This is a genomic window from Legionella brunensis (assembly GCF_001467025.1).
GTDB lineage: Bacteria > Pseudomonadota > Gammaproteobacteria > Legionellales > Legionellaceae > Tatlockia > Tatlockia brunensis.
This window is the reverse complement of record NZ_LNXV01000029.1, coordinates 301,403-324,614: the sequence shown is the minus strand read 5'-3', so window position 1 is coordinate 324,614 and position 23,212 is coordinate 301,403. Positions and strand designations below refer to the sequence as shown.

Genomic DNA, 23,212 nt, shown 5'->3' with positions numbered 1-23,212 from the left:
CATCGATGGAGACTATAGATGCGGTGGTAACGAAAAGTATCAGCTCAAACCCTGCTGCAGTTAACGTAACCACTGGCTCAGGAGTTCTGCAAGGTTTCATAGAAAAAAAATTAGGCATACAGGACAATCATGGCATTGAAATACAAGGTGCATGGATAGGTGATACCAATAGCTTGCTTTCAGGCGGGGTTCCTGCGGCAAAAAAATGGACTTCAAATAGCGTGGGGCTTGTTGATTTAACCATTGACATGCAACGTCTCAATGGTTGGAAAGGAGGGCTTTTTAGTGCCCAATTTCTTCAACAGAATGCGCAAAATACTAATGGTCAAGCTGGTGTTATACAAGGATATAACTCTTTGCCCGATGTGCCTCCCTACAATCGTTCGGAACTTTATGCCCTCTGGTATAGACAAGCTTTTTTCAATGATAATCTTTTCATTCGTATTGGAAAAACAATTACCACGCTGGACTTTAATAATGTGATTAAACCTGTTCAGCTCAGTCGAGGCGACCCCAACATTCCTGCTGTGACGAGTTTAATTTATGTTCCGGTTTTTATTAATCCAGCGGCTATTGGCGTTATGCCTGGTTATACCAATTCTGCCTATGGCATCACAGCTACCTATGCTCCCGTCAAACATTGGTATTTATCTTATGGGATTTATGATGGAAATTTAGCGAATGGTACACAAACAGGCTTAACAGGGCCAACTTTTAACGGAAATTATTTTCAAGTGGGAGAAACCGGGGGTGTTTGGCTTTTGGGAGAAAACCGAATGCCAGGTACTATAGGAGTCGGACTATGGCAGCAAACAGGACTTATTCAACAAAATAAGCTGGCGGAATCGAGTGCAACGGGAGCGTATTTATTCGGTTCTCAGCGTTTGTGGTATCGTCATCCTGGATATGACATCAGTGGGGTTTCGGCTTTTTATCAATATGGTGTGAATAACTCCAGTGTTTTGCCCATGAAGCAATCTGTTGGCGCAGGCTTAACTACATTTGGGCTCATTGCCAATCGCGATTCCGATTCCATTGGTGCAGGCTTCTCCCTTTCCTGGTTGAATCAAAAAATGACGAATCGCCATACCGAACTAATGTGGCAAGTATACTATCAGATGAAGTTAATCTCGAATATTTATCTGGAACCTGCTCTTTCTTATATTCCTAAACCAGGCCAAAGCACAGACTTAAATCGTACTGCAGCAGGAACATTAAGAGCTATAGTATTGTTCTAAAATATAAAGAAAGATCTATATCACTAAATGTGTTTTTTAGCGAAGGCGAAATTGCTAAATATGGGGCATCTTAATGTATTAAACCGATATGGAAATTGTAATGGTCTATTAGCGTTAACCAAAGTGGTTATCCCGGTAAGATAGACTCGTAAATTATTGGCTAAGAAGAGTTATTTCTTAACGGTAACACTTTTTAACATATCACTAGACTCTTCCAAAGCATCATTAATTTTTGATACTACATCGTAATTTGAATGAAAAAATCCATGGGAATGTCGCCCTGTTTTTTTAACAGGTTGGGCTAAAGTAATTGCTTCTTCCTTGGTTATTTCTGCTGCTTTAATATAGGTTTCAATTGATTGTCGCAGAGTTTTATCTAATTGAGATACTATTTCAAAATAATTATTGGTTTGGTCAATAGGTTTGGCAAAATCGTGAGTGAGTTGTTCGGTGGCACTCCGTAACTGGTTTATTTTACTCTGGATAAGCAGGTATTTTTCATTACTTATACCATACTTTTTTTCTAACTTATTGCTTATCTTTATAAGAGCTTTTTCTAAATTCACTGCTGCTGCAACAATCATTCCCTGTTTTTTTTGAAAAAGATCATAAACCCCAATAAGGTGTTCTTCAGTGTTATATTTTCTGACGTAGTCAGTATTATAATTTCTAATGGGGCTAAAAGTGTGTTTGGATGGATTAAAAGCTTCTACATGATTAGTATATGTATCTGAATCTTTGTCATACTCCTGATAGTAATTTTTAGTTCGAAACAGGTATCCTGAAGCAGGGTAAACATCATTAGACCAAGGATCACAAATATAAGCATCCTTACCCCATGTTTCTGGTTTTCGCGGATCGCTGCCTTTTAGTCTGCCAACTACAAGGATCACGTGATTTCCACCTAGTAATTGAAACACTTCAGCATCGACATGAGGCGCATAATGAGCAATATAATCTAAAGCCAATTCAGCAAGCTCATTACAATTCCCAATGGAATACGTTTTACTGCATTCAATAGATTGGTAAAATTCGTAAATATAATAGTCAAACTCCAGCCATGAGCTTGCAGCTTCCTGAGATTTTTTCCTTATATCGTTTACTGCATGACTAAGATTTTTTTTCTTATCAATGGGATAAGTATTATTAATAAGTTGGGTACTACCTTCTATTATGAACTCTCTTGCATATTGATTAGCAAGATGAGCGACATCCTTATTCGAACGAGGGACAATAGAATTCGGAAATTTCATAATCAGACCAAATTGATCAATTTAGATCGAATTATAGTTGAGGAAACTTAAGATTTTATGATCAATTCAATGCTCCAAGAGGACTATTCAACGAGCTCAAAGGAGTTTACGGCTAGAGGTTTGCACTATTTTCCATGTCGATGGATGGAGTCCATTGTGGCTCTCCGCCAAATATAGGGGCACTTTAATCGGATCATAATAATCTAACTTTTTGATTCCGCAATCAAAAGAGGATTAAAGTGCCGAGAAAAGATATTATCCTAAATTTACCTGGTTATAGACCCCTGCAATGAAATATCAAAGAGGGACGCTAATGGCCTTGAAAACCAACCGCAGAACCTAACGCCCTTATGGTTAGCTAAACGCGATAAGTATTTAGAGCCGCAACAACTACTTAGTAAGAAGCATTGCGAAATTCTTGAGGAAGGAAATTGAAAATATCATTATTAATAATCCTAAAATGTTAGGATTATAATATGCATTCCTTGTGTTTTTAAAATTAGTCCTACTATAATAGGATTAATAAATAAATAAGCCTAGCTTTTTAGATTAAGTCTACTCCAATAGGATTATATGGCAAAGCAAATTAAAAAATTAAAAACCCCTAATCTTGAACGGCCATTAACTCCAGAATTGTTAGGGAAAGTGATTAAAGCACGCCGAACTCAAAGTAATATACGATTAGAGGATGCGGCTGCTTTATGTGGTGTAGCCAAAGAGACCTTTATGAAAATCGAGCATGGACAATCGAACTGTCAATTAGCAAGTGTGTTACAAATTTGTTCTGGTTTGGGAATAAATCTATATATAAAACCATGGGTGGATAATGGTGAGGATGAAAATGGTTGGAGATAAGCAGGGCTTAGATGTTTATCTGGGAAAAAGTCAAATAGCCAATATCACTTTTATTGAGGATCAGTTGTATTGGATTTATCATGAAAACTGGAAAAAGTCAGGTTATGCTTTGTCCCCACATCTACCTTTGCATGAAGATATTCCACCATCAAATGTACAACGATTTCTGCGAAATTTATTACCCGAAGGAAATCCTTTGGAAGTATTGGTTAATAGTTTTCACTTGAGTAAATCCAATACGTTTGGACTTATTCGAGCATTAGGATTAGATATCTCAGGCTCATTAGTAATATTGCCGTCGAATCAAGCAATTCCTGAGCAAGCTCATTTTCGACAAATAACTAATGAAGAATTAGAAGGTCGTTTAAATAATCGTGATTCCTACAGTTTAATCGTTTGGGATGGAAAACATCGTCTTTCAGTTGCTGGGGTACAAGATAAAATTAATGTAGTGTTAAATGAAGAAGGGCACTTTGGCTTTGGAGAAGGTAGCTTGTGTTCTACCCATATTCTTAAATTTGAAACACAGAAGCTCTCTTATTTAGTTTTAAATGAATACCTTAGTATGCAGCTCGCTAAACGCTGTGCATTGAGTGTGGCCAATGTCCAGATGAAACGCTTCGGTCAGCATCCTGCTTTATTGGTAGAGCGTTTTGATAGGAAATTGATTACTACTAATATAGTGAAAAGACGACATTTAATAGACGGTTGTCAGGCATTGAATTTACCCCCTGAATATAAATATGAACAAAATTTTGGAAACAGTAGAGATGTTGCTCATATTAGAGATGGAGTAAGTTTGCCTAAGCTATTTGATTTTGCAAATCAAAATATCAATCCCGCAAAAACTAAACAACAAATACTCGACTGGGTTTTATTTAACATTTTGATATTTAATTGTGACGCTCATGGTAAAAATATAAGTTTTTTTGTTGGACCTAATGGTATTTCGCTGGCTCCATTTTATGATTTAGTTAATATAAAAATGTATCCTGAATTTGAGCATAACTTGGCGATGGCATTAGGAGATGAATTTGAAGAGGATAATATCAATGCATATCAGTTAGCTGATTTTTCAGATACATGCCAGCTGCCACGCTCATTAGTGGCTAAACGTTTAAAATATTTGGTTGGGAAGCTAACTGCTGCCTTACCAGAAGAAATTGACCTTATTTTGATTAATGATAAAGAAAAGACCTATTTAAAAAAATATCAAGAAATGGTCACTAAGAGATGTAAGAATTTATTAGAGCAGAGCGACCAAATTACTTCAATGAGGCTTTAAGGCTCTCTTAAAAGAATAGCTTTTATATTTCTTATTCCGAAAAAATCCAAGGGCTTACCCCGAAATTTCCAAGATAGTTTTTATGTTTGTCTTTACAACACTTAAATTAAAATCAACTCCATCTAATAGTCGGTTTCAATTTTGCTTTCATCGAAAGATGAAATTGATTCAACGAAGAGCTTATGGCTTTAAAAACTTTGAAAATTATAGAACAAGGGTTAGAGTATTATGTTGTTGATTGAGTGCCCCCGTAAATGGGAAAGACCTAATTATAGGTTGAGGGTTAGAGTGCTGGGTGGATGAGTGAAGTGCCCCCCGGATTTGAGGATGAGCCTTGATTCTCATGGTGGCCAGAGGCAGAATCGAACTGCCGACACGAGGATTTTCAGTCCTCTGCTCTACCGACTGAGCTATCTGGCCGAAGAGGTTGCTATTAAACTCCGAGAATGCTTTTGAGTCAAGTATCGTATGTTGTTTTTTTGCAAAAAAATTGTAGCTGAGAGTGTGTGTGGGTAATTCCTAATCTTAACGGTTTTATTTTGCTCTATTGCTCTGTTGTTGCTGGTAAGCAATAGCAATTTCAGCACCCAGAAGTGCGTTATTTTTAATTAATTCAATATTCGCTTGTACACTTTGTCCTGTTGTAAGTTCAGAGATACGCTGCAATAAAAAAGGGGTAATTGATTTGCCATTGACATGATTTGCTTCATTCTGTGCTTGTTTGATGATCGGTAGAATCTTTTCATCAGGTATTTCAGCCTCTTTGGGGATGGGATTGGCGATAACAATGCCATTATTTAACTTTAATTTGTACTGATAGGACATTAAATTGGCAATTTCTGTAGCAGTATCCAGGCGATGCAATAGTGGAATTCCACTGGAATGACTGTAAAACGCTGGAAATTCATCCGTACGATAGCCAATTACCGGGACTCCATGAGTTTCCAGCATTTCGAGAGTTTTCGGCAAATCAAGGATTGATTTGGCTCCAGAGCAAATTACGGTAATGGGGGTAGATGATAATTCTATTAAATCGGCGGAAATATCAAAACTCTCCTCCACACAATGGTGAACACCTCCGATACCTCCCGTCACAAAAAGAGTTAGGCCAGCCAAATAGGCACAATACATCGTTGCAGCGACAGTAGTGCTAGCTGTTTTTTTACAACTAAGGACAAAAGCAATATCACGGCGCGAAGCTTTAATGACTTCCTTACTGCTTGCTAAACTTTGCATAATGTTTTGATCAATGCCCACATGAATTTTTCCTTCATGAAGGGCAATTGTTGCGGGAATAGCTCCTTGATCACGAATGATCTGCTCAACCATTGTTGCAGTAGCTAAATTTTGTGGAAAGGGCATTCCATGAGAAATAATAGTAGATTCCAATACCACTATAGGCAATTGCCTATGAATAGCGTCCTTAACCTCCTCGCCAAGAACGAGCAATTCATGAAACATGATGAGTCCTTTATTCTTTAGGGCTATAGCCTGCCGGTTTCTCCGAACCCTCACCAAAAAAATATTTTTTCATTTCTTCATTAAGAAATTCACGTGCTTTAGGATCAATCAAACTTAGACGATATTCATTAATAAGCATGGTTTGATGCGCAAGCCACATTTTCCAAGCTTGTTTTGAAACGTGATTAAAAATCTTTTCCCCTAATGCACCAGGAAATGGAGGGGTATCCAAACCTTCGGCATCTTGATTTAATTTGTAACAAAAAACTTGCCTGGTCATAATATAACCTTAACTAAAGAATAAATGCTGATTATGCGGGAATACTATCCTATCAGCAATGCTACTTAAGTTAATCTGCTCTGCACCTGGCTTGAGCTAGCATGATATGCTGAGAAAGTAATTGTTCCTGTTCTGTACTCAGCTCTTCGAATTGCACAGCAGTGCGGTATTGGTTCTCATTATGAAATTGACTATAAACCACAACTGCATCAACAACAATTGGCAGCATTTTAGGTTTAGTGTAAATAACTATTTTCATATGGGTTTTTTCTTTGATACGTTCTTTAGTCTTAAAAGACATCCCGCCAAGGCTAATATTAACTTTGCGTAAATGAATTTTATCCCCAATTAAAAGATTGCGTGCCAAATGATCAATTTTGGCGTTCAACAAATTTAAATAATGCGCAAGGGAAGGTTCACGCAGTGCTAAAGATTGAGTAAGTTCGGATAACTCGTAGTCCAAGCTTTGAAAATATTGTGTCGTTTCCAAATATTTTTGTCCACTTTGTCCTAATAAATCTTCTGTAAGGGATTTATCAGAACAGAGCTCTTCGGTTCCAATTAATTTGTAGTCAAAATAGATTTGATCTTCGATGCGGAAATGTTGACGTCGTTCGTGTACTGGCATGATCACTCCATAAAGTCCATTTATAAGAAGTTTAGTGCTTAGTAACTTCAAGCTTGCATTATTAAATTTTTTGGTTTAGCGTTCTTCACTGAGTTCCTTGCTAAATCCTTCTTATTCATAACTATAGACAGAATTTTAAGATTAGGTAGGAAAAAAATAAAAAATAGGAGTATTGGTGAGAATAGTCGCCTTACAACCAAGTGCGGAGTTCATCTTGGGTGGCATTTACATATTAGCCTGAGCTAACAGATTGAGACCAAATTTTGCACTGTTCACCTACAACTTTTGGCAGAAAGCCAATTTCTTTAAATAATTGTCTCAATAAAATTGTGCCATTCATTTTGTTAGTTACATCTGTCTTTAACTGTTCAATATAATTTGAGCTTCCTAGTCTGAAAACATAAGGGGCTATGTTTTGCATGGTGATAAGGATATCTTCAGTAATGGATGTTTGTTTATAAGTAAAAGGATTAATAAAAATACCCTCCAATCCATACCGACTGGCTTGAAAGCGATTATGAGTGTAAAGATAATACAGGTCTTTGTTAATAGAAAATGGTTTTTCTTCAAGTAGATAAAGGGCTAATGCCTGGATATAGGCCGCAATATGAACAGCTTTTTGAATAGTTAACGGCGTATCACAAACTCTAATTTCGACGGTTCCATATTCAGGCTTAGGACGAATGTCCCAATAAAAGTCTTTCATGCTGATGATGATCCCCAATGTGCGCATTTTGTGATAATACTCGGAGAATTCGCTCCAATTGAGCAAATAGGGGATATGTCCACTTTGTGGAAAAGAATTAAAGACGTTGGATCGCGAAGAGGCGTACCCTGTATCAGCTCCTTGGTAAAATGGAGACGAGGCTGAAATGGCAATAAAATGGGGAATGTACCTAGCAAATGCATGGGTGAGATAGAGTGCATCCTCGGTATTATTACAGCCGAAATGAATGTGTTGTCCAAAAACGGTTGATCGCTTTGATAAATAACGAAATTTGCTTGAAATTTTTTTATAACGAGGGGTGGGAAATATTTTTTGTCGCGACCATTTTAAATAAGGATGAGTTCCACCACCACAAATTGCAACATCTAATTGGTTTGCTTGCTCCAATAAAAAAGATGTAAGACGAGAGAGTTCATCTAAAAGATCCGCCGCAGAGTAATGAATGGAGGAATTAATTTCGATCATGCTTTGCGTGATTTCAGGTTTGATAATTTCTTGATAAGCACTTTCGCTGATACTGCGAATAAGATCTTTTGCGCGTGAAATCAAATAAAAAGTTTTGGGGTCAATCAGTTGAAGCTCAAGTTCAACTCCAATGGAGCCAAGCTTGGATTTTTTGAAAGATAATCTCTTCATCCCAGCCCCTTCCCATGAGTGAATGGGGATAATTCCTCAAGCGTTAATATGAGTATAATCGATCAGTGCGAAAGTATTTTGGTAAGTCTTTAGAATATGTTACTTCCTAGCCAGAATAGGGTAAGATGCGCTGGGTAATAGATATAAAAAAAATAGGGAATGCGGGGAATAGACAATTCGATTTTGGTTGCAATAAAAATCAACGGTAGGCTGGCTAGAGCCCAATGGTTACCATTTAAATAATCAATGAAGACATAAGAAACAAAACAAGAAACCAAGGCTAAAATAGAAGGATTTCTGCAATAAAACCAACAGGTTATACAAAAAATTATCCCAACCCAATTGTATTCAACAAAGGCTCCTCCAATAAAAAATAAAAAAACGGCGAGTGTAATATTGAGGTTTCTACCTTTCTCATATAAAAAAAATAAAGCTGCGGCGATAAAAAGCATAAACATAATGTTCAGTGGCCATAAATGCTGTAAGTGGCGCATGGCTATGTAGGCAGGAGTTGCCAGGATGCCAAAAAGAATTAATCGTTTAAAAACCCGAAAATAAATACCGCGAGCTAAGGTTTCTGGTCGCGCAAGATTGTAGGCAAAGATAAAGGCAAATAATGGCATGGCCAATCTACCAGCGCAATAAGCAGCATAAACATCAGCATTGAAAAAAAAACGGTTAAAATGATCGATGGTCATTGATATAACGGCCAACCATTTTAATCCTTCAAGGGCACCATTACTGATTATAAGAGGAGAGAGGTTATTAAATTTTTCAAATTTTGCAGCATTGTCCAACCTAAATCCCCTTAACCCTATCTTTTATAAAGAAATTCTAACAGTACCGACTTTCTGTCAAGAATAATTTGGAAATTTGAGTAAAAAAAATAAAATTATTAGATATGGATATTTATCTATCCACACAATTCATTTCGATTTATAGTAAATTGTCTATTTTATTTGGGTGAAATAAGATGCAAATGGAATCTTTTAGTCGTGAGGAAATACAAGACATTTTATCTCAGCTAGAGCAAGCCAATTATACTCATCAGCAATGGTACACTTCAGTTATTCGCTCTTTGATTTGTAGGTTGTCGCCTAACAAGCATGATGTAAGAGCTCATCCTCATCGTGAGTGTCTGTTTGGTCAATGGTATTACGAAATGGCCCCTGACAAGTTGAAAGGAAATCCAGGATTTGTTGCACTGGGTGTAGAGCATGAAAAAATGCACCAGTTAGCCGCGAAGTTGCTACTTTCAATAACTACCAACAGCCCAATAACTCCTTATGATTATGATGCTTTTGCTAATTCCTTGGAGAGAGTGAGACTTGAATTAGCAGTACTGCAGAGAGAGTTAGGTGATTTGCTTTATAATCATGATGCTCTCACTGGTGCAATTAGTCGCATTAATATGTTGCCCATGTTACGAGAACAACAAGCATTAGTGAAACGAAAGGTTCAGTTATGCAGTATTGCTATGGCAGATCTGGATCACTTTAAAGCGATTAATGATCTATATGGTCATGCGGCAGGTGACATTGTATTAACTACAATTTCTCGCTTTATAATGGAGAATATACGACCTTATGATAAATTTTTTCGCATTGGTGGTGAAGAGTTTTTAATTTGCTTCCAAAATGCAAATACAGACCTTGCTTTTGAAATAGTAGAGCGGCTACGTGTGGGAATTGCTACGATGCAAATCCCTGCTAAAAAAGAATTAATCAAAATTACTGTATCTTTTGGTATCACTTCAATTGAGGCTGATATACCTGTTGAGCAAGCAATTGAACTGGCTGACAAGGCACTTTATAAGGCAAAAAATGAAGGAAGAAATAATACCAAAATCATATCCTTGTCGCACGTACAAAAAAAATAGTATCAAGTTGTATTTGAATAGGATATATCCTGAAATGCTCCTATCCACAGAATCTGTGGATAACTCTGTGTATTATCTGATGATTGATGGGGAATAGAATTTAGCGTTCGTAGGAATAGCTATATCTTACAGGGCTAAATTTAACTACAATAGTCTTTTAACAAAATTAGACCACTTATGTTCAAGCCGCTGGCATTATTTATTGGGTTACGCTATACCCGCGCCAAAAAAAGAAATCATTTTGTTTCTTTTATCTCACTAAGCTCCATGCTAGGAATCGGATTAGGCGTCATGGTATTAATTACTGTTCTTTCAGTCATGAATGGTTTTGATGAGGAAATTCATAAACGCTTTTTTGGCATGGCGCCGGAAATTACGGTTAGTGGCAGGAATGGAAAAATTAGCGACTGGCCAAAACTTGAAAGTAAACTTAAAGCAACACCTGGCGTGAAAGCTATTGCTCCCTATGTTGGAGGACAAGGCTTACTAACGAGTGAGGGACAGGTCTTACCTATTGTGCTAACAGGAGTAGATCCTGTGCAAGAACAAACAGTGACTCATCTTAAAGAAAAAATGCTAGCCGGTGATTTATCTGACCTTAAGAATTTTGGCATTATTCTTGGGCGTAATCTTGCAGACAGCTTGGGTGTATTAATAGGGGATAAAGTAACTATTATGATTCCTCAGGCAACGGTTACCCCTGCGGGCATGATTCCTCGCTTTAAGCGCTTTACCGTCGTAGGCGTATTTTCAGCTGGGGCTGGATTTAATTTTGATACGAAGCTGGCTTTTATTAACTTGGTGGATGCACAAAAGTTGATGCAGTTAGGTAGCGACGTTACGGGGCTTAAGATGAAAATAGCAAATATTTATAAAGCACCTGCGATGTCTGATCAACTCGCGGCAAAATTAGGTGAAGAGTATGAGGTAGGAAATTGGACACAGCAATTTGGGGCTTTTTTCCAAGCTGTAAAAATGGAAAAAACTATGATGTTTCTTATTTTATTGTTAATCATCGCTGTAGCTGCTTTTAATTTAGTTTCGTCTTTAGTTATGGTTGTTAACGACAAGCAAGCTGAAATTGCTATTTTAAGAACCATTGGTGCAACACCGGGTAAAATTCTTTGGATATTCATTGTGCAAGGAATGATGGTGGGTGTCATTGGTACGCTATTTGGCCTTATTGGTGGTTTGTTGTTAGCCTCCAATGCAACGGCTATCGTTAATAAATTGCAAACCTTGTTTGATACACAAATTTTATCCTCAAATATCTATTTCGTGGATTATTTACCCTCTAAAATTTTGTGCAGCGATTTGTGGCAGGTCTGTGGTATGGCTTTATTGATGAGTTTTCTTGCAACAATATACCCAGCATGGCGAGCTTCAAGAACCGTCATCGCGGAGGCTTTACACTATGAGTAATGTGATTTTAACTTGTCAAAATCTAAGCAAGTCTTACCATGATGGTACTAACTCGGTCGAAGTGTTAAAAGGTATTAATCTTACGATTCAACCTGGTGAGCGAATTGCTATTGTAGGCCCTTCAGGCTCAGGCAAAAGTACTCTTCTGCATTTATTAGGGGGATTGGATCGTCCTACAGCGGGAACGGTATTGATAGACAATACGGAGTGGCAAAGCCTTTCTGAAAAGCAGCGTTGTCAGTTACGTAACCGGCAATTAGGCTTTGTTTATCAATTTCATCATTTATTGCCAGAATTTACTGCTTTGGAAAATGTCTGCATGCCTCTTTTGCTAGGTGCAAAGTCTATTGAAGAGGCGCAGTTGCAAGCTGAGAAAATTTTAGAGCAAGTGGGTCTTGGGAATAGGTTACAACACAAACCCTCGCAATTGTCCGGTGGAGAAAGGCAACGAGTTGCCATTGCCAGAGCCTTGGTGCACCAACCACAATGTGTTTTAGCCGATGAGCCTACAGGTAATTTAGATCATGCTACAGCCCAAAAGGTTTTTGAACTTATGTTGGGTTTAAATGAAAGTTTAAATACAGCGCTGGTAATTGTCACCCATGATAGGCAATTGGCAGGTAAAATGGACAAAATATTGACCATCCAAGATGGCTTGTTATCGGATTAAAGATTTATTAAGCTGTTTTGCATAATTTATTTTGGTCTACTATCCTTAAATTCCGACTACTTCAGTTTATGGTGTTGTAGTCGATTCTCTAATTTACTTTATTAAGGAGACGCTATGAATAAGGATATTTTTGAAGGTAAATGGGAAGAAACTAAAGGCAAAATGAAAAAATTTTGGGGTTGGCTGACTGACGATGACTTGAGGGAATTGCAAGGTAATCAAGAAGAAATCTTTGGTAAACTCCAAAAACATTATGGCTACTCAAGAGAACAAGCCGAAAAAGCTGTAAAAGATTTTCAACGTCACAATTGGCATTAAAATTTTAAGGATGCCAATTAATTAATTGGCATCCTTTTATTTCGCATTAATAAGCTCTGAATTATTTCCAAAAATCCTCCCTATGGTATTCCTCAGTAGTCATGAGATTGCTCAATATTACCCCTCTTTCTATCGTTAATTGGTAGCTACAAAATTAAATGATTAGTAATTATTTTTAGAGTTCAAAATTTTAACCAAGGGACTATCTTTTGCAATAAATAATCAGTAGGCTTTATACGCTGGATCACTTACTGTGATCTTAAGTAATTTGATAATAGAAAGCATAAATCGAATAGTAGCAAAAGCGAGGTTTATATAATGGATACAGAACCAAAGGATACAAAGACGAGGAAAATAGTTAATAAATGGATAAAAAATGTTCAAGAACAAGAGAAATTAGTGACACGAGCTTGTTTCGAAGAGGGGAGAAGTGCTCAAGGCTTTTTTGATAGAAGCCTGAGCAATGATAAGGCTAAAAAAACTCAGAACGTGACTTCTGATTTGTCGGGGCCTAATATATAGAGCCTCGTTTTAATAGTCTGCATGACCTGGCGTGCGTGGGAAAGGAATGACATCACGCACGTTGTTGACTCCGGTCACATAGCTTATTAAACGTTCAAAACCGAGGCCAAAGCCGGCATGAGGAACCGTGCCATATCGGCGTAAGTCTCTATACCACTGATAATACTCACGATTTAAATTGCACTCATCAATTCGCTGATCCAGAATGTCTAATCGCTCTTCACGTTGACTGCCGCCAATAATTTCTCCAATTCCAGGGGCAAGAACATCCATTGCTGCCACAGTACGACCATCTTCATTAAGTCGCATGTAAAACCCTTTAATATCTTTAGGATAATCAGTGAGAATAACTGGTTTTTTGCACAGTTCTTCAGCCAAATAGCGCTCATGTTCTGATTGCAAATCAAGCCCCCAACTGACAGGGTAATCAAATTTGCGGGGAGCTTTTTCAAGTGCTGTAATGGCATCAGTATAAGTCATGATTTCAAAATTTGATTTAATAATATGCTCAAGACGCTCGATACAACCTGGGGCTACGAATTGATTAAAGAAGTTCATATCATCTGCACGTTCTTCAAGAACAGTTTGACAAAGAAAACGAAGCAATTGCTGACTAAGTTCACAAATATCATTTAAAGAAGCAAAGGCTATTTCAGGTTCTATCATCCAGAATTCTGCCAAATGCCTACTGGTATTCGAATTTTCAGCTCTGAAAGTTGGCCCAAAAGTGTAAACTTTAGACATCGCTAGACAGTAGGCTTCGACGTTTAGCTGACCAGAAACAGTGAGGAAAGCTTCGCGGCCAAAGAAATCTTTGGAGAAATCTACTTGTCCTTGAGGTGTAAGGGGTAAATTTAAAAGATCCAAGGTGCTCACCCGGAACATTTCTCCCGCACCCTCACAATCGCTAGCGGTAATAATGGGTGTGTGAATCCAAAAATAACCACGCTCATGAAAAAATCGGTGAACGGCTTGGGCCAGACAATGACGGATTCGGGTAACAGCACTAATAGTATTAGTACGTGGACGTAAGTGAGCTACATCTCTTAGGAACTCAAGCGTATGACGTTTGGGTTGAATAGGATAAGTATCGGGGTTTTCTACCCAACCCACAACTTCAATCACTTCAGCCTGAATTTCAAAGGACTGCCCTTTACCCTGAGAGGCTACTAATTTTCCTGTTGCACTAATTGCACAGCCTGCTGTTAGTTTGGAAATCTCATTGTGATAATTTTCTAATTTGTCCGTTGCTACTATTTGTATTGGGTCAAAACAAGAACCATCATGCAGACTAATAAATGATAATCCGGCCTTCGAGTCTCTGCGTGTTTTAACCCATCCTCTAACCGTGATTAATTCATCAATGCTGATTTCGCCATCTAAACATTGTTTTATTGTATAGACTTCTGTCATTATCTACTCCGGAAAACTAATATTTCTCTTTTAGCTTGTAATAACTTGTTTTGCAACTCTATCCAGGGATAGAGTTGCAGGCAAAAATAAAATTGGATGATACACTAAATAGCGTGACTTCGACATAAAGAAGTCTATTGATGAGTTAGTCCTAATCTAATGAGGGGGTAATATGTTACGGGCAATGACCGTTGCTTTTATGCTGATTAGTTCATTTAAGTTATTGGCTTACGACACAGAACTTAAACTTTATCGGCCTTTTGGCGAAGCTACTCAACAAGCCCCCATTGTTATTAATGAAGTCGTTAGCGGTCAGTGCTGGCAGCAATCACAACGAATTAAACGCGAGGATGCATGGCGATGTATGGCTGCTGGTAAAATTTACGATCCTTGCTTTGTTAAGCAATTTGGCTCGCATAAGGAAGCTATATGCCCTCAGTCACCCTGGATTGGTACCAGTGTAAAAATTGATTTATCCACTGCCGTAGACAATAGTCAGAATACTGAGTTAGATATGTCGGAAGCATATCCTTGGGCATTAGAGTTATCAACTGGCGAGAAATGTCAGGCTATTGATGCTGGTGGAACTTATGACGGTTTACCCATTCATTACCAATGTGATAGCCAAACTGTCTTGCTGGGACATGTGCAACGCTGTAAGGCTGAATGGAGTATTTTGCAACGTACTTCAGCAGGAGTGTCGACGGCTTTAGTTGCTAAAGCTTGGTTCTAAGTATGCATTATTAGCTGCGTTAAAATGAAAAGTACTATACTATTAATAAGCGAAGACAAGTTTTAAGGAGCGAACTATGTTTTCCTCGTTTTTTCATTCATATTTGCTTGCACAGATTTTAGGTTTTTATTTGCTTATTATGGCAATAATTTTGCTAGCAAGGGTAAATTTCTATCGGCGATTTTTAATGAGTTTGTCAGCCGATTACGGAACGATTGTTGTTGGGGCGTCATGTGCTTTGGTTATCGGATTACTAATGGTAGTCACGCATAACTTTTGGATTTGGGAAGCTCACATATTAATTGTTACTATTCTGGGTTGGCTAATTCTTATAAAATCCATTTTATGGCTTTCTATCCCCGACACAATGGCTGCTTATAGTAAGAAAGTCTACGCAGGCGCGGGATATTATGTCATTGTTGCTGTCCTAGCAATTCTCGGCATTATCCTTATTTCAAAAGGTTTCTACCATTTTTATCCGGAGTTTTAACAACAGGTGTATAAGCATGTCCCTACACTGAATGGGGCATGTTTTATGTTGTCGCAATTTTAGAAATATTTACCCTAGGTATATACCATTGCCCTTTTTGTAACAATCTTAAGTAGAATGGATAGAAGTTGAAATGTTCTTCCTAAAAACAAAAATTACTATACAAACAGAATATGAAATTGGCACTTGCAGCCGTATGGGAAGCGGGGCTCCTCATGTAATTGAGCATGATACTGTTGACTCCTTTAAAGAAGAAATAAGAAATATTCATATTTTATTTTGTGGCCTTATTAAAAAGTGTTACGACGCTGTAATAAAAGACCTTGTCAACATGGGGCAAGATGCACATGAGTATAATGGTATACGAATTTTGTGCACAATTAAGGGAGTGTTGAATGGAGCTAGCATTAACGAAAGAATAGAAAAAATGCAAGATTTTTTTAATTTCGCAGATAAATATTTGCAGATACCGATGGATGAAAATATTAAAATTTTATTAGAATGCGGCAAATATGATATTGAAAATTTTTTATTATTTTACCCAAGAACAGAAGCATCAAAAAGCTTTAATTATTGTGCTTTAGTTTAGCAGAGCAACTCGTTCCTATTTGCCTATTTGATAATCGGTTTGATCAACAAAAACTATTGGCATTCGATATGTCAATTAATAAATGTTGTATTTCATAAATTAAATGGAGATTTTTATGAATTATGTTGATGGATTTGTCGTTGCGGTACCAAAAACTAACAAGGCTCAATATATTGAACATGCAACGAAAGCTGGCCGGGTATTTAAAGAGTATGGTGCTTTACAATTAGTTGAGTGTTGGGGAGATGAGGTTCCTGAAGGTAAACTTACTTCTTTTCCCATGGCAGTTAAGTGCCAAGACGATGAAATAGTTGTTTTTTCATGGATTCTTTGGCCCTCTAAGGAAATTCGCGATCAAGGGATGAAAAAAGCTATGGAAGATCCTCGCTTACATCCAAGTACCAACCCCATGCCTTTTGATGGTAAGCGCTTGATTTATGGTGGATTTAATATGGTAGTTGATATTTAACAGGAGGAATATCAATGAAAGCACTGACACCTTATCTATTGTTTAATGGCAATTGCCAAGAAGCTATGAATTTTTATCAAGCCTGCTTTGGAGGCAAGTTGGAAATCATGACTAATGCTGAAGCACCCGAAGATGCATGCCCAGGTAATATGAAATTGGCTCCTAATCAAATCATGCATGCTTGTTTGACTCACGGTGATTTTGTTTTAATGGCTTCGGACAATCCTATGGATAAACCTAAAATTGGGGATAATTTATCACTCAATATCAATTGCTCAACCAAACAGCAAGCTGAAGAATTATTCAAAGCACTCAGTGCTGATGGCAAAGTTACCATGCCGCTTGCTGATACTTTCTGGGGCGCTTATTTTGGGATGCTGGTCGATAAATATGGTTTTCATTGGATGTTAAATTGCCCTCTTGATTTGGCGCATCAAAAATAGTGTCTAGAACGAGAGAACAAACTATGCAAAAAATTACTCCACACTTATGGTTTGATAAAGAAGCCAAAGAAGCTGCCAATTTTTATACCTCTATTTTCTCGAACTCCAAGATCGTGAATATAGCAACTATTCATGAGGTTCCGACTCCGACTGGAGATTGCGATATCGTTACTCTTGAGCTCTTGGGGTATCCTTTTATGGCCATCAATGCAGGTCCTTTGTTTAAATTCAATCCATCTATATCCTTTATTGTGAATTTCGACCCGTCGAGAGATGAGAATGCTATGAAAAATCTCGATGAGCTATGGGAAAAACTCTCTCGAGGAGGTACGGCGCTCATGCCTTTAAATAGGTACCCTTTCAGCGAACATTATGGATGGATACAGGACAAATATGGACTTTCATGGCAACTGATTCTTTCAAATCCTAACGGTGAAGAAAGACCTGCAATCATTCCGTCGTTGATGTTTGTTGGGGCTGTTGTAGGGCGTGCGGAAGAAGCGATCAATTTCTATATGTCGGTGTTCAAAAACTCAAGGCTAGGGACCATGGCTAGCTATGGTAGCGACCAGGAGCCAGATAAGGAAGGAAACATCATGTTTTGCGATTTTACGCTTAACGGTCAGTGGTTTGCTGCTATGGATAGTGCCCAGGAGCACAAGTTTGCTTTTAACGAAGCCATATCTCTTTTAATCCCTTGTGAAACGCAAGAGCAAATAGACTATTATTGGGATAAACTTTCTGCAGAACCCGAGGCTGAGCAGTGTGGATGGCTTAAAGATAAGTACGGTCTTTCATGGCAAGTCTGGCCAACCGTGATGGGCGAGATGATGACCGAAGGCACAGCTGAGCAAATCGCACATGTGACTAAAGCGTTTCTTCAGATGAAGAAATTTGATATTGCACTTTTGCAGCGAGCATATGAGGCGAGTAAATAAATAGTATGACCCGAAACGCACAATTTTTAATATAACGAAGATATTATTGTCCATTTTTAAAGTTATCTGTGTCCACAACTGGACAACAGATAGCTCGATTAAAAAAATTTAATTATTTTGAGGGGCTGCATCTTTAAAAGGAGCAAGCGTTAGGCAATGCGCATTGATTTCACTAATAATGGGATAATTAGCCATAGAAAAGCCAAAGCGATTTGCATTAAATACTTGCGGAATTAGGCAAACATCTGCCATGGTGACTTCATTGCCGTAGCATAATTGAGTTTTATGCGGTAATGATTGTAATTTCTTTTCCAAAGCATCAAATCCAAGTTTTAGCCAATGGTGGTACCAATCCATAACTTGTTCTTCAGTGGCCTGAAATTGATCTCGTAAACGGGTTAGAACTCGCAAATTATTCAAAGGATGCATGTCGCATGCAATAGTTAATGCCATACTTCTTACCTGAGCTCGTCCTAGAGGATTTGCAGGTAATAAGGGTGGGGTAGGGCTTATCTCTTCCAAATACTCAATAATTGCTAAGGATTGCGTGAGGATATGACCATTTTCATCAAGTGTAGGAACTAATCCTTGAGGATTAAGCTGCAGGTATTCAGGACGATGCTGTTCGCCGCTATGCCCTACTAATTGCACAGCGAGTTTTTCATAGCTAATATGTTTAATATTAAGAGCTAGGCGGACGCGGTAAGATGCAGTCGAACGGTAATAGTCATAAAGTTTCACTTGACACCTTCATAGTGAGTTACGGTTTGTTCTATAGCACCAAATAACGATTGTCCTTGAGGAGAAAGCATTTCAATGCGAATCGTGTCCCCATAAGTCATATAGGCTGTTTTGGGCTTCCCATCGGCAAGAATTTCTAGCATGCGTCTTTCTGCAATACAAGAGGAACCTTTACTGCGATCAAGGTTAGAAACAGTGCCTGATCCTATAATTGTCCCTGCCGCTAAAAATCTTGTTTTTGCAGCATGGGCAATTAACTCAGTAAAAGAAAAAGTCATGTCTATTCCTGCATTGGGTTCGCCAAAAAGTTTGCCATTCAGAGAACTTAATAAAGGTAAATGAACTCGTCCGCCATCCCAATGTGAGCCCAACTCATCTGGTGTGATAGCGACAGGCGAAAAACTACTTGCTGGTTTGGACTGGAAAAAACCAAAGCCTTTTGCAATTTCTGCAGGAATTAAATTTCGTAGAGAAACATCATTAACTAGCAAAATGAGTTTAATATGTTGAGCTGCTTGTTTGCTACTAACAGCCATAGGTACATCATCCGTAATCACTGCAACTTCAGCTTCGAAATCAACACCATAGACTTCATCTGCTACTAAAATGGGTTCTCTGGGACCTAAAAAGTTATCAGATCCACCTTGATACATTAAAGGGTCAGTCCAAAAATCTGCAGGCATCTCAGCACCGCGAGCTTTGCGAACTAATTCCACATGATTTACATAAGCACTGCCATCTGCCCATTGATAGGCTCGGGGGAGGGGAGAGGTAAATTTTTCAGGCTCGAAAGGAAAACTCTCTTTTACTTGCCCTTCATTAAGAGACAAATAAACCTCCTTCAATTTATCTTCAACCTCACTCCAGTGATCAAGTGCATCTTGTAGAGTTTTCGCAATGTAAGGTACTTTAGTCGCGGTGGTTAATCCTTGATTGACCACACAGAGTTCACCATCCCGGCTAGCTGCCGATTTCATGCTCGCAAGTTTCATGCTTTTTCTCTTAGTAGAATTTAATTGGGAAGTTAATCGTTAGTTTTTTGACGTGTCGTCCTCTGTTCTCATAGCGAAGGACAATTTGTACAGCAATGAGAGTCTCTTCGCTATCTGCATGACTAGTGGGTAACCGTCAATACCCACTGAGAATTAATGAGCTTCCTGTAAAGTACCACGTCTAATCTGATCGCGCTCAATTGCTTCAAATAAAGCCTGGAAATTACCTTCTCCAAACCCTTGGTTACCGCGGCGTTGGATGATTTCAAAGAATACTGGACCGAACACATTTTCAGTAAAAATCTGTAGTAGTAATCCTGAGCTTGGATCATGTTCTCCATCAATTAGAATGCGTTCTTGCTGTAATTTTGCCAACGGTTCTTTATGCCAAGGAACACGCTTATCAATCATTTCATAATAAGTATCTGGCACATCAAGGAATTTAACACCATGTTTTCTTAAAGTGTGTACCGTATGATAGATATTCTCAGAATTAAGGGCGATATGTTGAATTCCTTCGCCGTGGTATTCATGCAAAAACTCTTCAATTTGTGACACATCATCTTTTGATTCATTTAAAGGAATTTTGATTTTTCCGCAAGGACTGGATAGGGCACGACTAATTAAACCAGTCATTTGGCCTTTTATATTGAAAAATCGAATTTCATGGAAATTAAAGATGGATTCATAGAACTTAGCCCATTTATCCATGTTGCCACGATAGACGTTATGGGTGAGGTGATCAATAAAAGTTAAGCTACAATTTTCGCGGGCAATTGGTTCTATACGTTCCCAATGGCTTGCAAAAGGATGGAGATTATCATCGACAAAATAAATGACACTGCCTCCTATCGCTTGAATAGCAAGTAAGCCATGGTTAGCATGTTTACTATCTTCAAAAGCCACTGCTCCATGTTTAAGAGCATAGTCATAAGCTTGTTGAGCATCTTTTACTCGAAAACCCATGGCACAAGCGCCAGCTCCGTGAACTTTTGCATGCTCCTCTGCTTGACAATTAGCGGCTGCATTGACAATAAATTGAATAGCACCTTGTTGATAAAGCGCAATATCTTGATCTTTATGGGTCGCTACTAGCTGAAAGCCCATATCAGAAAATTGTTGATGCAATAGGGATTTGTTAGGGCCTGAGAATTCTAGAAATGCAAAGCCATCCAACCCACAAGGATTGCCATTTGGATGGTTTGTAGTGTTTTCATGCATATGTAACTCCCTTGTTAGTCTGTAATAATCCACTCGATCGCTTAGTAATTAAGCATGAGGTCTGATTAAAAAAAGTCCATCGGCAATTGCTAATAAGCTTACATCAACGCGATTATCTTGTTTTAGGACTTCATTTAAACGTCGAATTTCCCGTGTCTGACCACTTGTGTCTTGCTCATTAATGACGTTCCCATCCCAAAAAATGTTATCAACGGCGATAACCCCTTGAGGTTTGATTAGTTGCAAGGCAAATTCATAATAATTTAAATAATTGGTTTTATCAGCATCAATAAAAATAAAATCAAAACTATTGATGTGTCCTTCCATAATTAAATCCTGAAGAGAGGTTAGTGCGGGGCCGAGACGTAATTGGATCTTTTTTTCTTGCTTGGCTTCACGCCAGAATGGATGTGCTTGTGAAGTCCATTCCGCATTGATGTCACAGGTAATTAACTGTCCATCATCAGGTAAGGCTAACGCCATTGCCAAAGCGCTATATCCTGTAAAAGTTCCAAGCTCAAGTATCTTTTTTGCATTAAGCATGCGAATTAGAAATTGCATAAATTGTGCTTGTTCAGGAGCGACTTGCATATTGCCAAGGGGCAATTTGGAAGTTTGTTCACGCAAGGCTTTCAAAATAGGGTCTTCACGTAAAGAAATATCCAACATGTATTCATATAATGCTGGCGTCAGATTTAAATGCTGTTTCATCCATCTCACCTATTCCTCAAATAACCTTTGGGACAATCCAAAGGTTATTTGCCTAAACTATTTAAGCCAATTTCTCTTGAGCCAGAGTATCGGCAATCTCACTTGCTGGACGATTTTCTTTCTGCGAACGAGTAAAAATCTCTAACATCGAAGTACCAATACCATCGATTTGTTGGTTCACTTGCGCTTCGGGAGTATTAAAATATTTACTTGCAGCAAAAATCAAGCCGCCGGCATTGATGACATAATCTGCCGCATAAAGTATTCCTTTTTCATGTAGCATTGTACCATGATAAGTATGCGCCAATTGATTATTAGCAGCTCCTGCAACAATCGGAGTTTGTAGTTGATTAATGCTTATGTCATTGATAACCGCACCCAAAGCACAAGGTGCAAATACATCACAGGGAATTTTATGAATGATGTCAGTTGAAACAGAAGTCGCGCCAAATTTTTCGACTGCACGCTCAACAGCCATAGGATTCACATCTGCAACAGTTAATCGTGCCCCTAAAGCATGTAAATGTTCTGCTAATAAGTAACCTACATGCCCCAAGCCTTGAATGGCAACATGTAGACCTGCAAGCTTGTCTTTACCTAATTTAAATTCGACTGCGGCTTGGATACCTCTTAGTACTCCTTTTGCAGTATAAGGTGATGGGTCACCATTATGACTAGATAAACTGGCCACATAAGGAGTGTGTTGAGCAATAATGTCCATATCACTTAACTGTGTACCACTATCTAAGGCAGTAATGTATCGGCCGCCTAAATCATTAACAAAGCGCCCAAAAGCGTGAAGGTAAGCTTCCCGGTCATAAGGCTTGGTTGGTTTAATAATAACTGCTTTTCCACCACCTAGAGGTAGATTAACGGAAGCAGCTTTATAGCTCATTCCTCTTGCAAGACGCATAGCATCATTAATCGCACTTACAGTATTCGGGTATTCAATGAAACGGCATCCACCTAAAGCGGGACCAAGCTTAGTACTATGAATAGCGACAATTGCCTTCATCCCTGTTTCATTGTCTACTTTAAAGTGCAGATCTCCAAAGCCGTGAGAAAGAGCATAGTCAAGAAAATCTTCTTGAATTATTGTACTGGTTTCATTTTTTTTTATTGTATCAACAGACATCATCTGTAAAGCTCCAAGAAATTCTCGTGCACATGTTATAGACTCATTCAACAACTAAATCAATGGCGATAATAACCCTCACTTATAGTCTATATCTTTTTTGTCTATTATTTGTGGAAATTGTGTTTTTGATGATCTTTTTTTAGAGGCTAATTTCTTCTTT

General features: G+C 38.2%; 26 protein-coding genes, 1 tRNA gene and 1 pseudogene. 15 read left to right on the top strand and 13 right to left on the bottom strand.

Translation table 11 applies throughout. From position 1 onward, the window contains the following. The first annotated feature begins 23 nt into the window (after positions 1-23). A complete protein-coding gene (locus Lbru_RS10200) occupies positions 24-1,238 on the top strand; it encodes a carbohydrate porin (protein WP_238583865.1) in 1,215 nt (404 codons plus the stop codon). 170 nt (positions 1,239-1,408) lie between these two features. Here the strand turns inward: Lbru_RS10200 and Lbru_RS10195 are convergent, their stop codons facing one another. After that, positions 1,409-2,491 (bottom strand): hypothetical protein, encoded by a 1,083-nt coding sequence (locus Lbru_RS10195; RefSeq protein ID WP_058442028.1) that lies wholly within the window; start codon positions 2,489-2,491, stop codon positions 1,409-1,411. Between the two features lie 573 nt (positions 2,492-3,064). Between Lbru_RS10195 and Lbru_RS10190 the strand changes: the two genes are divergently transcribed. The 3 genes and pseudogenes from Lbru_RS10190 to Lbru_RS17215 form a co-directional block, all read left to right on the top strand. Further along, on the top strand, positions 3,065-3,346 hold the full coding sequence (locus tag Lbru_RS10190; protein ID WP_058442027.1) for a helix-turn-helix domain-containing protein: 282 nt from the start codon (positions 3,065-3,067) through the stop codon (positions 3,344-3,346). Continuing rightward, positions 3,333-4,631: a HipA domain-containing protein gene (locus Lbru_RS10185; protein WP_193786920.1), complete on the top strand. Its 1,299-nt coding sequence runs from the start codon at positions 3,333-3,335 to the stop codon at positions 4,629-4,631. The genes Lbru_RS10190 and Lbru_RS10185 overlap by 14 nt, the downstream gene beginning before the upstream one ends. A gap of 145 nt (positions 4,632-4,776) precedes the next feature. After that, positions 4,777-4,869: pseudogene (locus Lbru_RS17215) on the top strand (transposase); the annotation flags it as partial. A gap of 106 nt (positions 4,870-4,975) precedes the next feature. Here the strand turns inward: Lbru_RS17215 and Lbru_RS10180 are convergent. The 6 genes from Lbru_RS10180 to Lbru_RS10155 form a co-directional block, all read right to left on the bottom strand. After that, positions 4,976-5,051: transfer RNA gene (locus Lbru_RS10180), tRNA-Phe, on the bottom strand. 114 nt (positions 5,052-5,165) lie between these two features. After that, positions 5,166-6,092, bottom strand: a complete 927-nt coding sequence (locus Lbru_RS10175) for a pseudouridine-5'-phosphate glycosidase (RefSeq protein WP_058442025.1) — start codon at positions 6,090-6,092, stop codon at positions 5,166-5,168. Between the two features lie 10 nt (positions 6,093-6,102). Beyond that, positions 6,103-6,372: an oxidative damage protection protein gene (locus tag Lbru_RS10170; protein ID WP_058442024.1), complete on the bottom strand. Its 270-nt coding sequence runs from the start codon at positions 6,370-6,372 to the stop codon at positions 6,103-6,105. A gap of 70 nt (positions 6,373-6,442) precedes the next feature. Beyond that, complete coding sequence (locus Lbru_RS10165; RefSeq protein WP_058442023.1) at positions 6,443-7,000, bottom strand: PilZ domain-containing protein; 558 nt, start codon at positions 6,998-7,000, stop codon at positions 6,443-6,445. Positions 7,001-7,232: 232 nt separating this feature from the next. After that, positions 7,233-8,363: a YbdK family carboxylate-amine ligase gene (locus Lbru_RS10160; protein ID WP_058442022.1), complete on the bottom strand. Its 1,131-nt coding sequence runs from the start codon at positions 8,361-8,363 to the stop codon at positions 7,233-7,235. An 89-nt stretch (positions 8,364-8,452) separates the two neighbouring features. Further along, the gene (locus Lbru_RS10155; RefSeq protein ID WP_058442021.1) at positions 8,453-9,160 is read right to left on the bottom strand and encodes a TraX family protein; all 708 of its coding nucleotides are present in this window, start codon (positions 9,158-9,160) and stop codon (positions 8,453-8,455) included. 176 nt (positions 9,161-9,336) lie between these two features. Here Lbru_RS10155 and Lbru_RS16610 point away from each other — a divergent pair, with 176 nt between their 5' ends. From Lbru_RS16610 to Lbru_RS10130, 5 genes are all read left to right on the top strand, one after another. Beyond that, positions 9,337-10,242 carry a diguanylate cyclase gene (locus Lbru_RS16610; RefSeq protein ID WP_083500893.1) on the top strand — a complete coding sequence of 302 codons (906 nt, stop codon included), beginning with the start codon at positions 9,337-9,339 and terminating at the stop codon, positions 10,240-10,242. Between the two features lie 177 nt (positions 10,243-10,419). Continuing rightward, positions 10,420-11,664 carry a lipoprotein-releasing ABC transporter permease subunit gene (locus Lbru_RS10145; RefSeq protein WP_058442020.1) on the top strand — a complete coding sequence of 415 codons (1,245 nt, stop codon included), beginning with the start codon at positions 10,420-10,422 and terminating at the stop codon, positions 11,662-11,664. Continuing rightward, positions 11,657-12,334: a lipoprotein-releasing ABC transporter ATP-binding protein LolD gene (gene lolD, locus Lbru_RS10140; protein WP_058442019.1), complete on the top strand. Its 678-nt coding sequence runs from the start codon at positions 11,657-11,659 to the stop codon at positions 12,332-12,334. Before Lbru_RS10145 ends, lolD begins: the two co-directional genes overlap by 8 nt. A 114-nt stretch (positions 12,335-12,448) precedes the next feature. After that, the gene (locus Lbru_RS10135; RefSeq protein WP_058442018.1) at positions 12,449-12,652 is read left to right on the top strand and encodes a CsbD family protein; all 204 of its coding nucleotides are present in this window, start codon (positions 12,449-12,451) and stop codon (positions 12,650-12,652) included. A gap of 318 nt (positions 12,653-12,970) precedes the next feature. Further along, positions 12,971-13,174, top strand: coding sequence for a hypothetical protein (locus tag Lbru_RS10130; RefSeq protein WP_058442017.1), 204 nt, complete (start codon positions 12,971-12,973; stop codon positions 13,172-13,174). Between the two features lie 9 nt (positions 13,175-13,183). Here the strand turns inward: Lbru_RS10130 and asnS are convergent, their stop codons facing one another. After that, positions 13,184-14,587, bottom strand: a complete 1,404-nt coding sequence (asnS, locus tag Lbru_RS10125) for an asparagine--tRNA ligase (protein ID WP_058442016.1) — start codon at positions 14,585-14,587, stop codon at positions 13,184-13,186. Positions 14,588-14,759: 172 nt separating this feature from the next. Between asnS and Lbru_RS10120 the strand changes: the two genes are divergently transcribed. From Lbru_RS10120 to Lbru_RS10095, 6 genes are all read left to right on the top strand, one after another. Continuing rightward, positions 14,760-15,320, top strand: coding sequence for a hypothetical protein (locus Lbru_RS10120; RefSeq protein WP_058442015.1), 561 nt, complete (start codon positions 14,760-14,762; stop codon positions 15,318-15,320). A gap of 76 nt (positions 15,321-15,396) precedes the next feature. Then, positions 15,397-15,810 carry a hypothetical protein gene (locus tag Lbru_RS10115; RefSeq protein WP_058442014.1) on the top strand — a complete coding sequence of 138 codons (414 nt, stop codon included), beginning with the start codon at positions 15,397-15,399 and terminating at the stop codon, positions 15,808-15,810. Between the two features lie 133 nt (positions 15,811-15,943). Continuing rightward, positions 15,944-16,399, top strand: coding sequence for a hypothetical protein (locus Lbru_RS10110; RefSeq protein WP_058442013.1), 456 nt, complete (start codon positions 15,944-15,946; stop codon positions 16,397-16,399). Positions 16,400-16,514: 115 nt separating this feature from the next. Continuing rightward, positions 16,515-16,868, top strand: a complete 354-nt coding sequence (locus tag Lbru_RS10105) for a DUF1428 domain-containing protein (RefSeq protein WP_058442012.1) — start codon at positions 16,515-16,517, stop codon at positions 16,866-16,868. 14 nt (positions 16,869-16,882) lie between these two features. Continuing rightward, entirely contained in the window at positions 16,883-17,311 is a 429-nt protein-coding gene (locus Lbru_RS10100) for a VOC family protein (RefSeq protein WP_058442011.1), read from the top strand. 23 nt (positions 17,312-17,334) lie between these two features. After that, a complete protein-coding gene (locus Lbru_RS10095) occupies positions 17,335-18,249 on the top strand; it encodes a VOC family protein (RefSeq protein WP_058442010.1) in 915 nt (304 codons plus the stop codon). Positions 18,250-18,357: 108 nt separating this feature from the next. Here the strand turns inward: Lbru_RS10095 and maiA are convergent, their stop codons facing one another. The 5 genes from maiA to Lbru_RS10070 form a co-directional block, all read right to left on the bottom strand. Then, the gene (maiA, locus tag Lbru_RS10090; protein ID WP_058442009.1) at positions 18,358-18,990 is read right to left on the bottom strand and encodes a maleylacetoacetate isomerase; all 633 of its coding nucleotides are present in this window, start codon (positions 18,988-18,990) and stop codon (positions 18,358-18,360) included. Beyond that, entirely contained in the window at positions 18,987-19,982 is a 996-nt protein-coding gene (locus tag Lbru_RS10085) for a fumarylacetoacetate hydrolase family protein (protein WP_058442008.1), read from the bottom strand. The genes maiA and Lbru_RS10085 overlap by 4 nt, the downstream gene beginning before the upstream one ends. Before the next feature lie 153 nt (positions 19,983-20,135). Beyond that, entirely contained in the window at positions 20,136-21,203 is a 1,068-nt protein-coding gene (gene hppD, locus Lbru_RS10080; protein WP_058442007.1) for a 4-hydroxyphenylpyruvate dioxygenase, read from the bottom strand. A 48-nt stretch (positions 21,204-21,251) separates the two neighbouring features. Then, positions 21,252-21,914 carry a class I SAM-dependent methyltransferase gene (locus Lbru_RS10075; RefSeq protein ID WP_058442006.1) on the bottom strand — a complete coding sequence of 221 codons (663 nt, stop codon included), beginning with the start codon at positions 21,912-21,914 and terminating at the stop codon, positions 21,252-21,254. 61 nt (positions 21,915-21,975) lie between these two features. Further along, the gene (locus Lbru_RS10070; protein ID WP_058442005.1) at positions 21,976-23,052 is read right to left on the bottom strand and encodes a Leu/Phe/Val dehydrogenase; all 1,077 of its coding nucleotides are present in this window, start codon (positions 23,050-23,052) and stop codon (positions 21,976-21,978) included. Between the last annotated feature and the right edge of the window lie 160 nt (positions 23,053-23,212).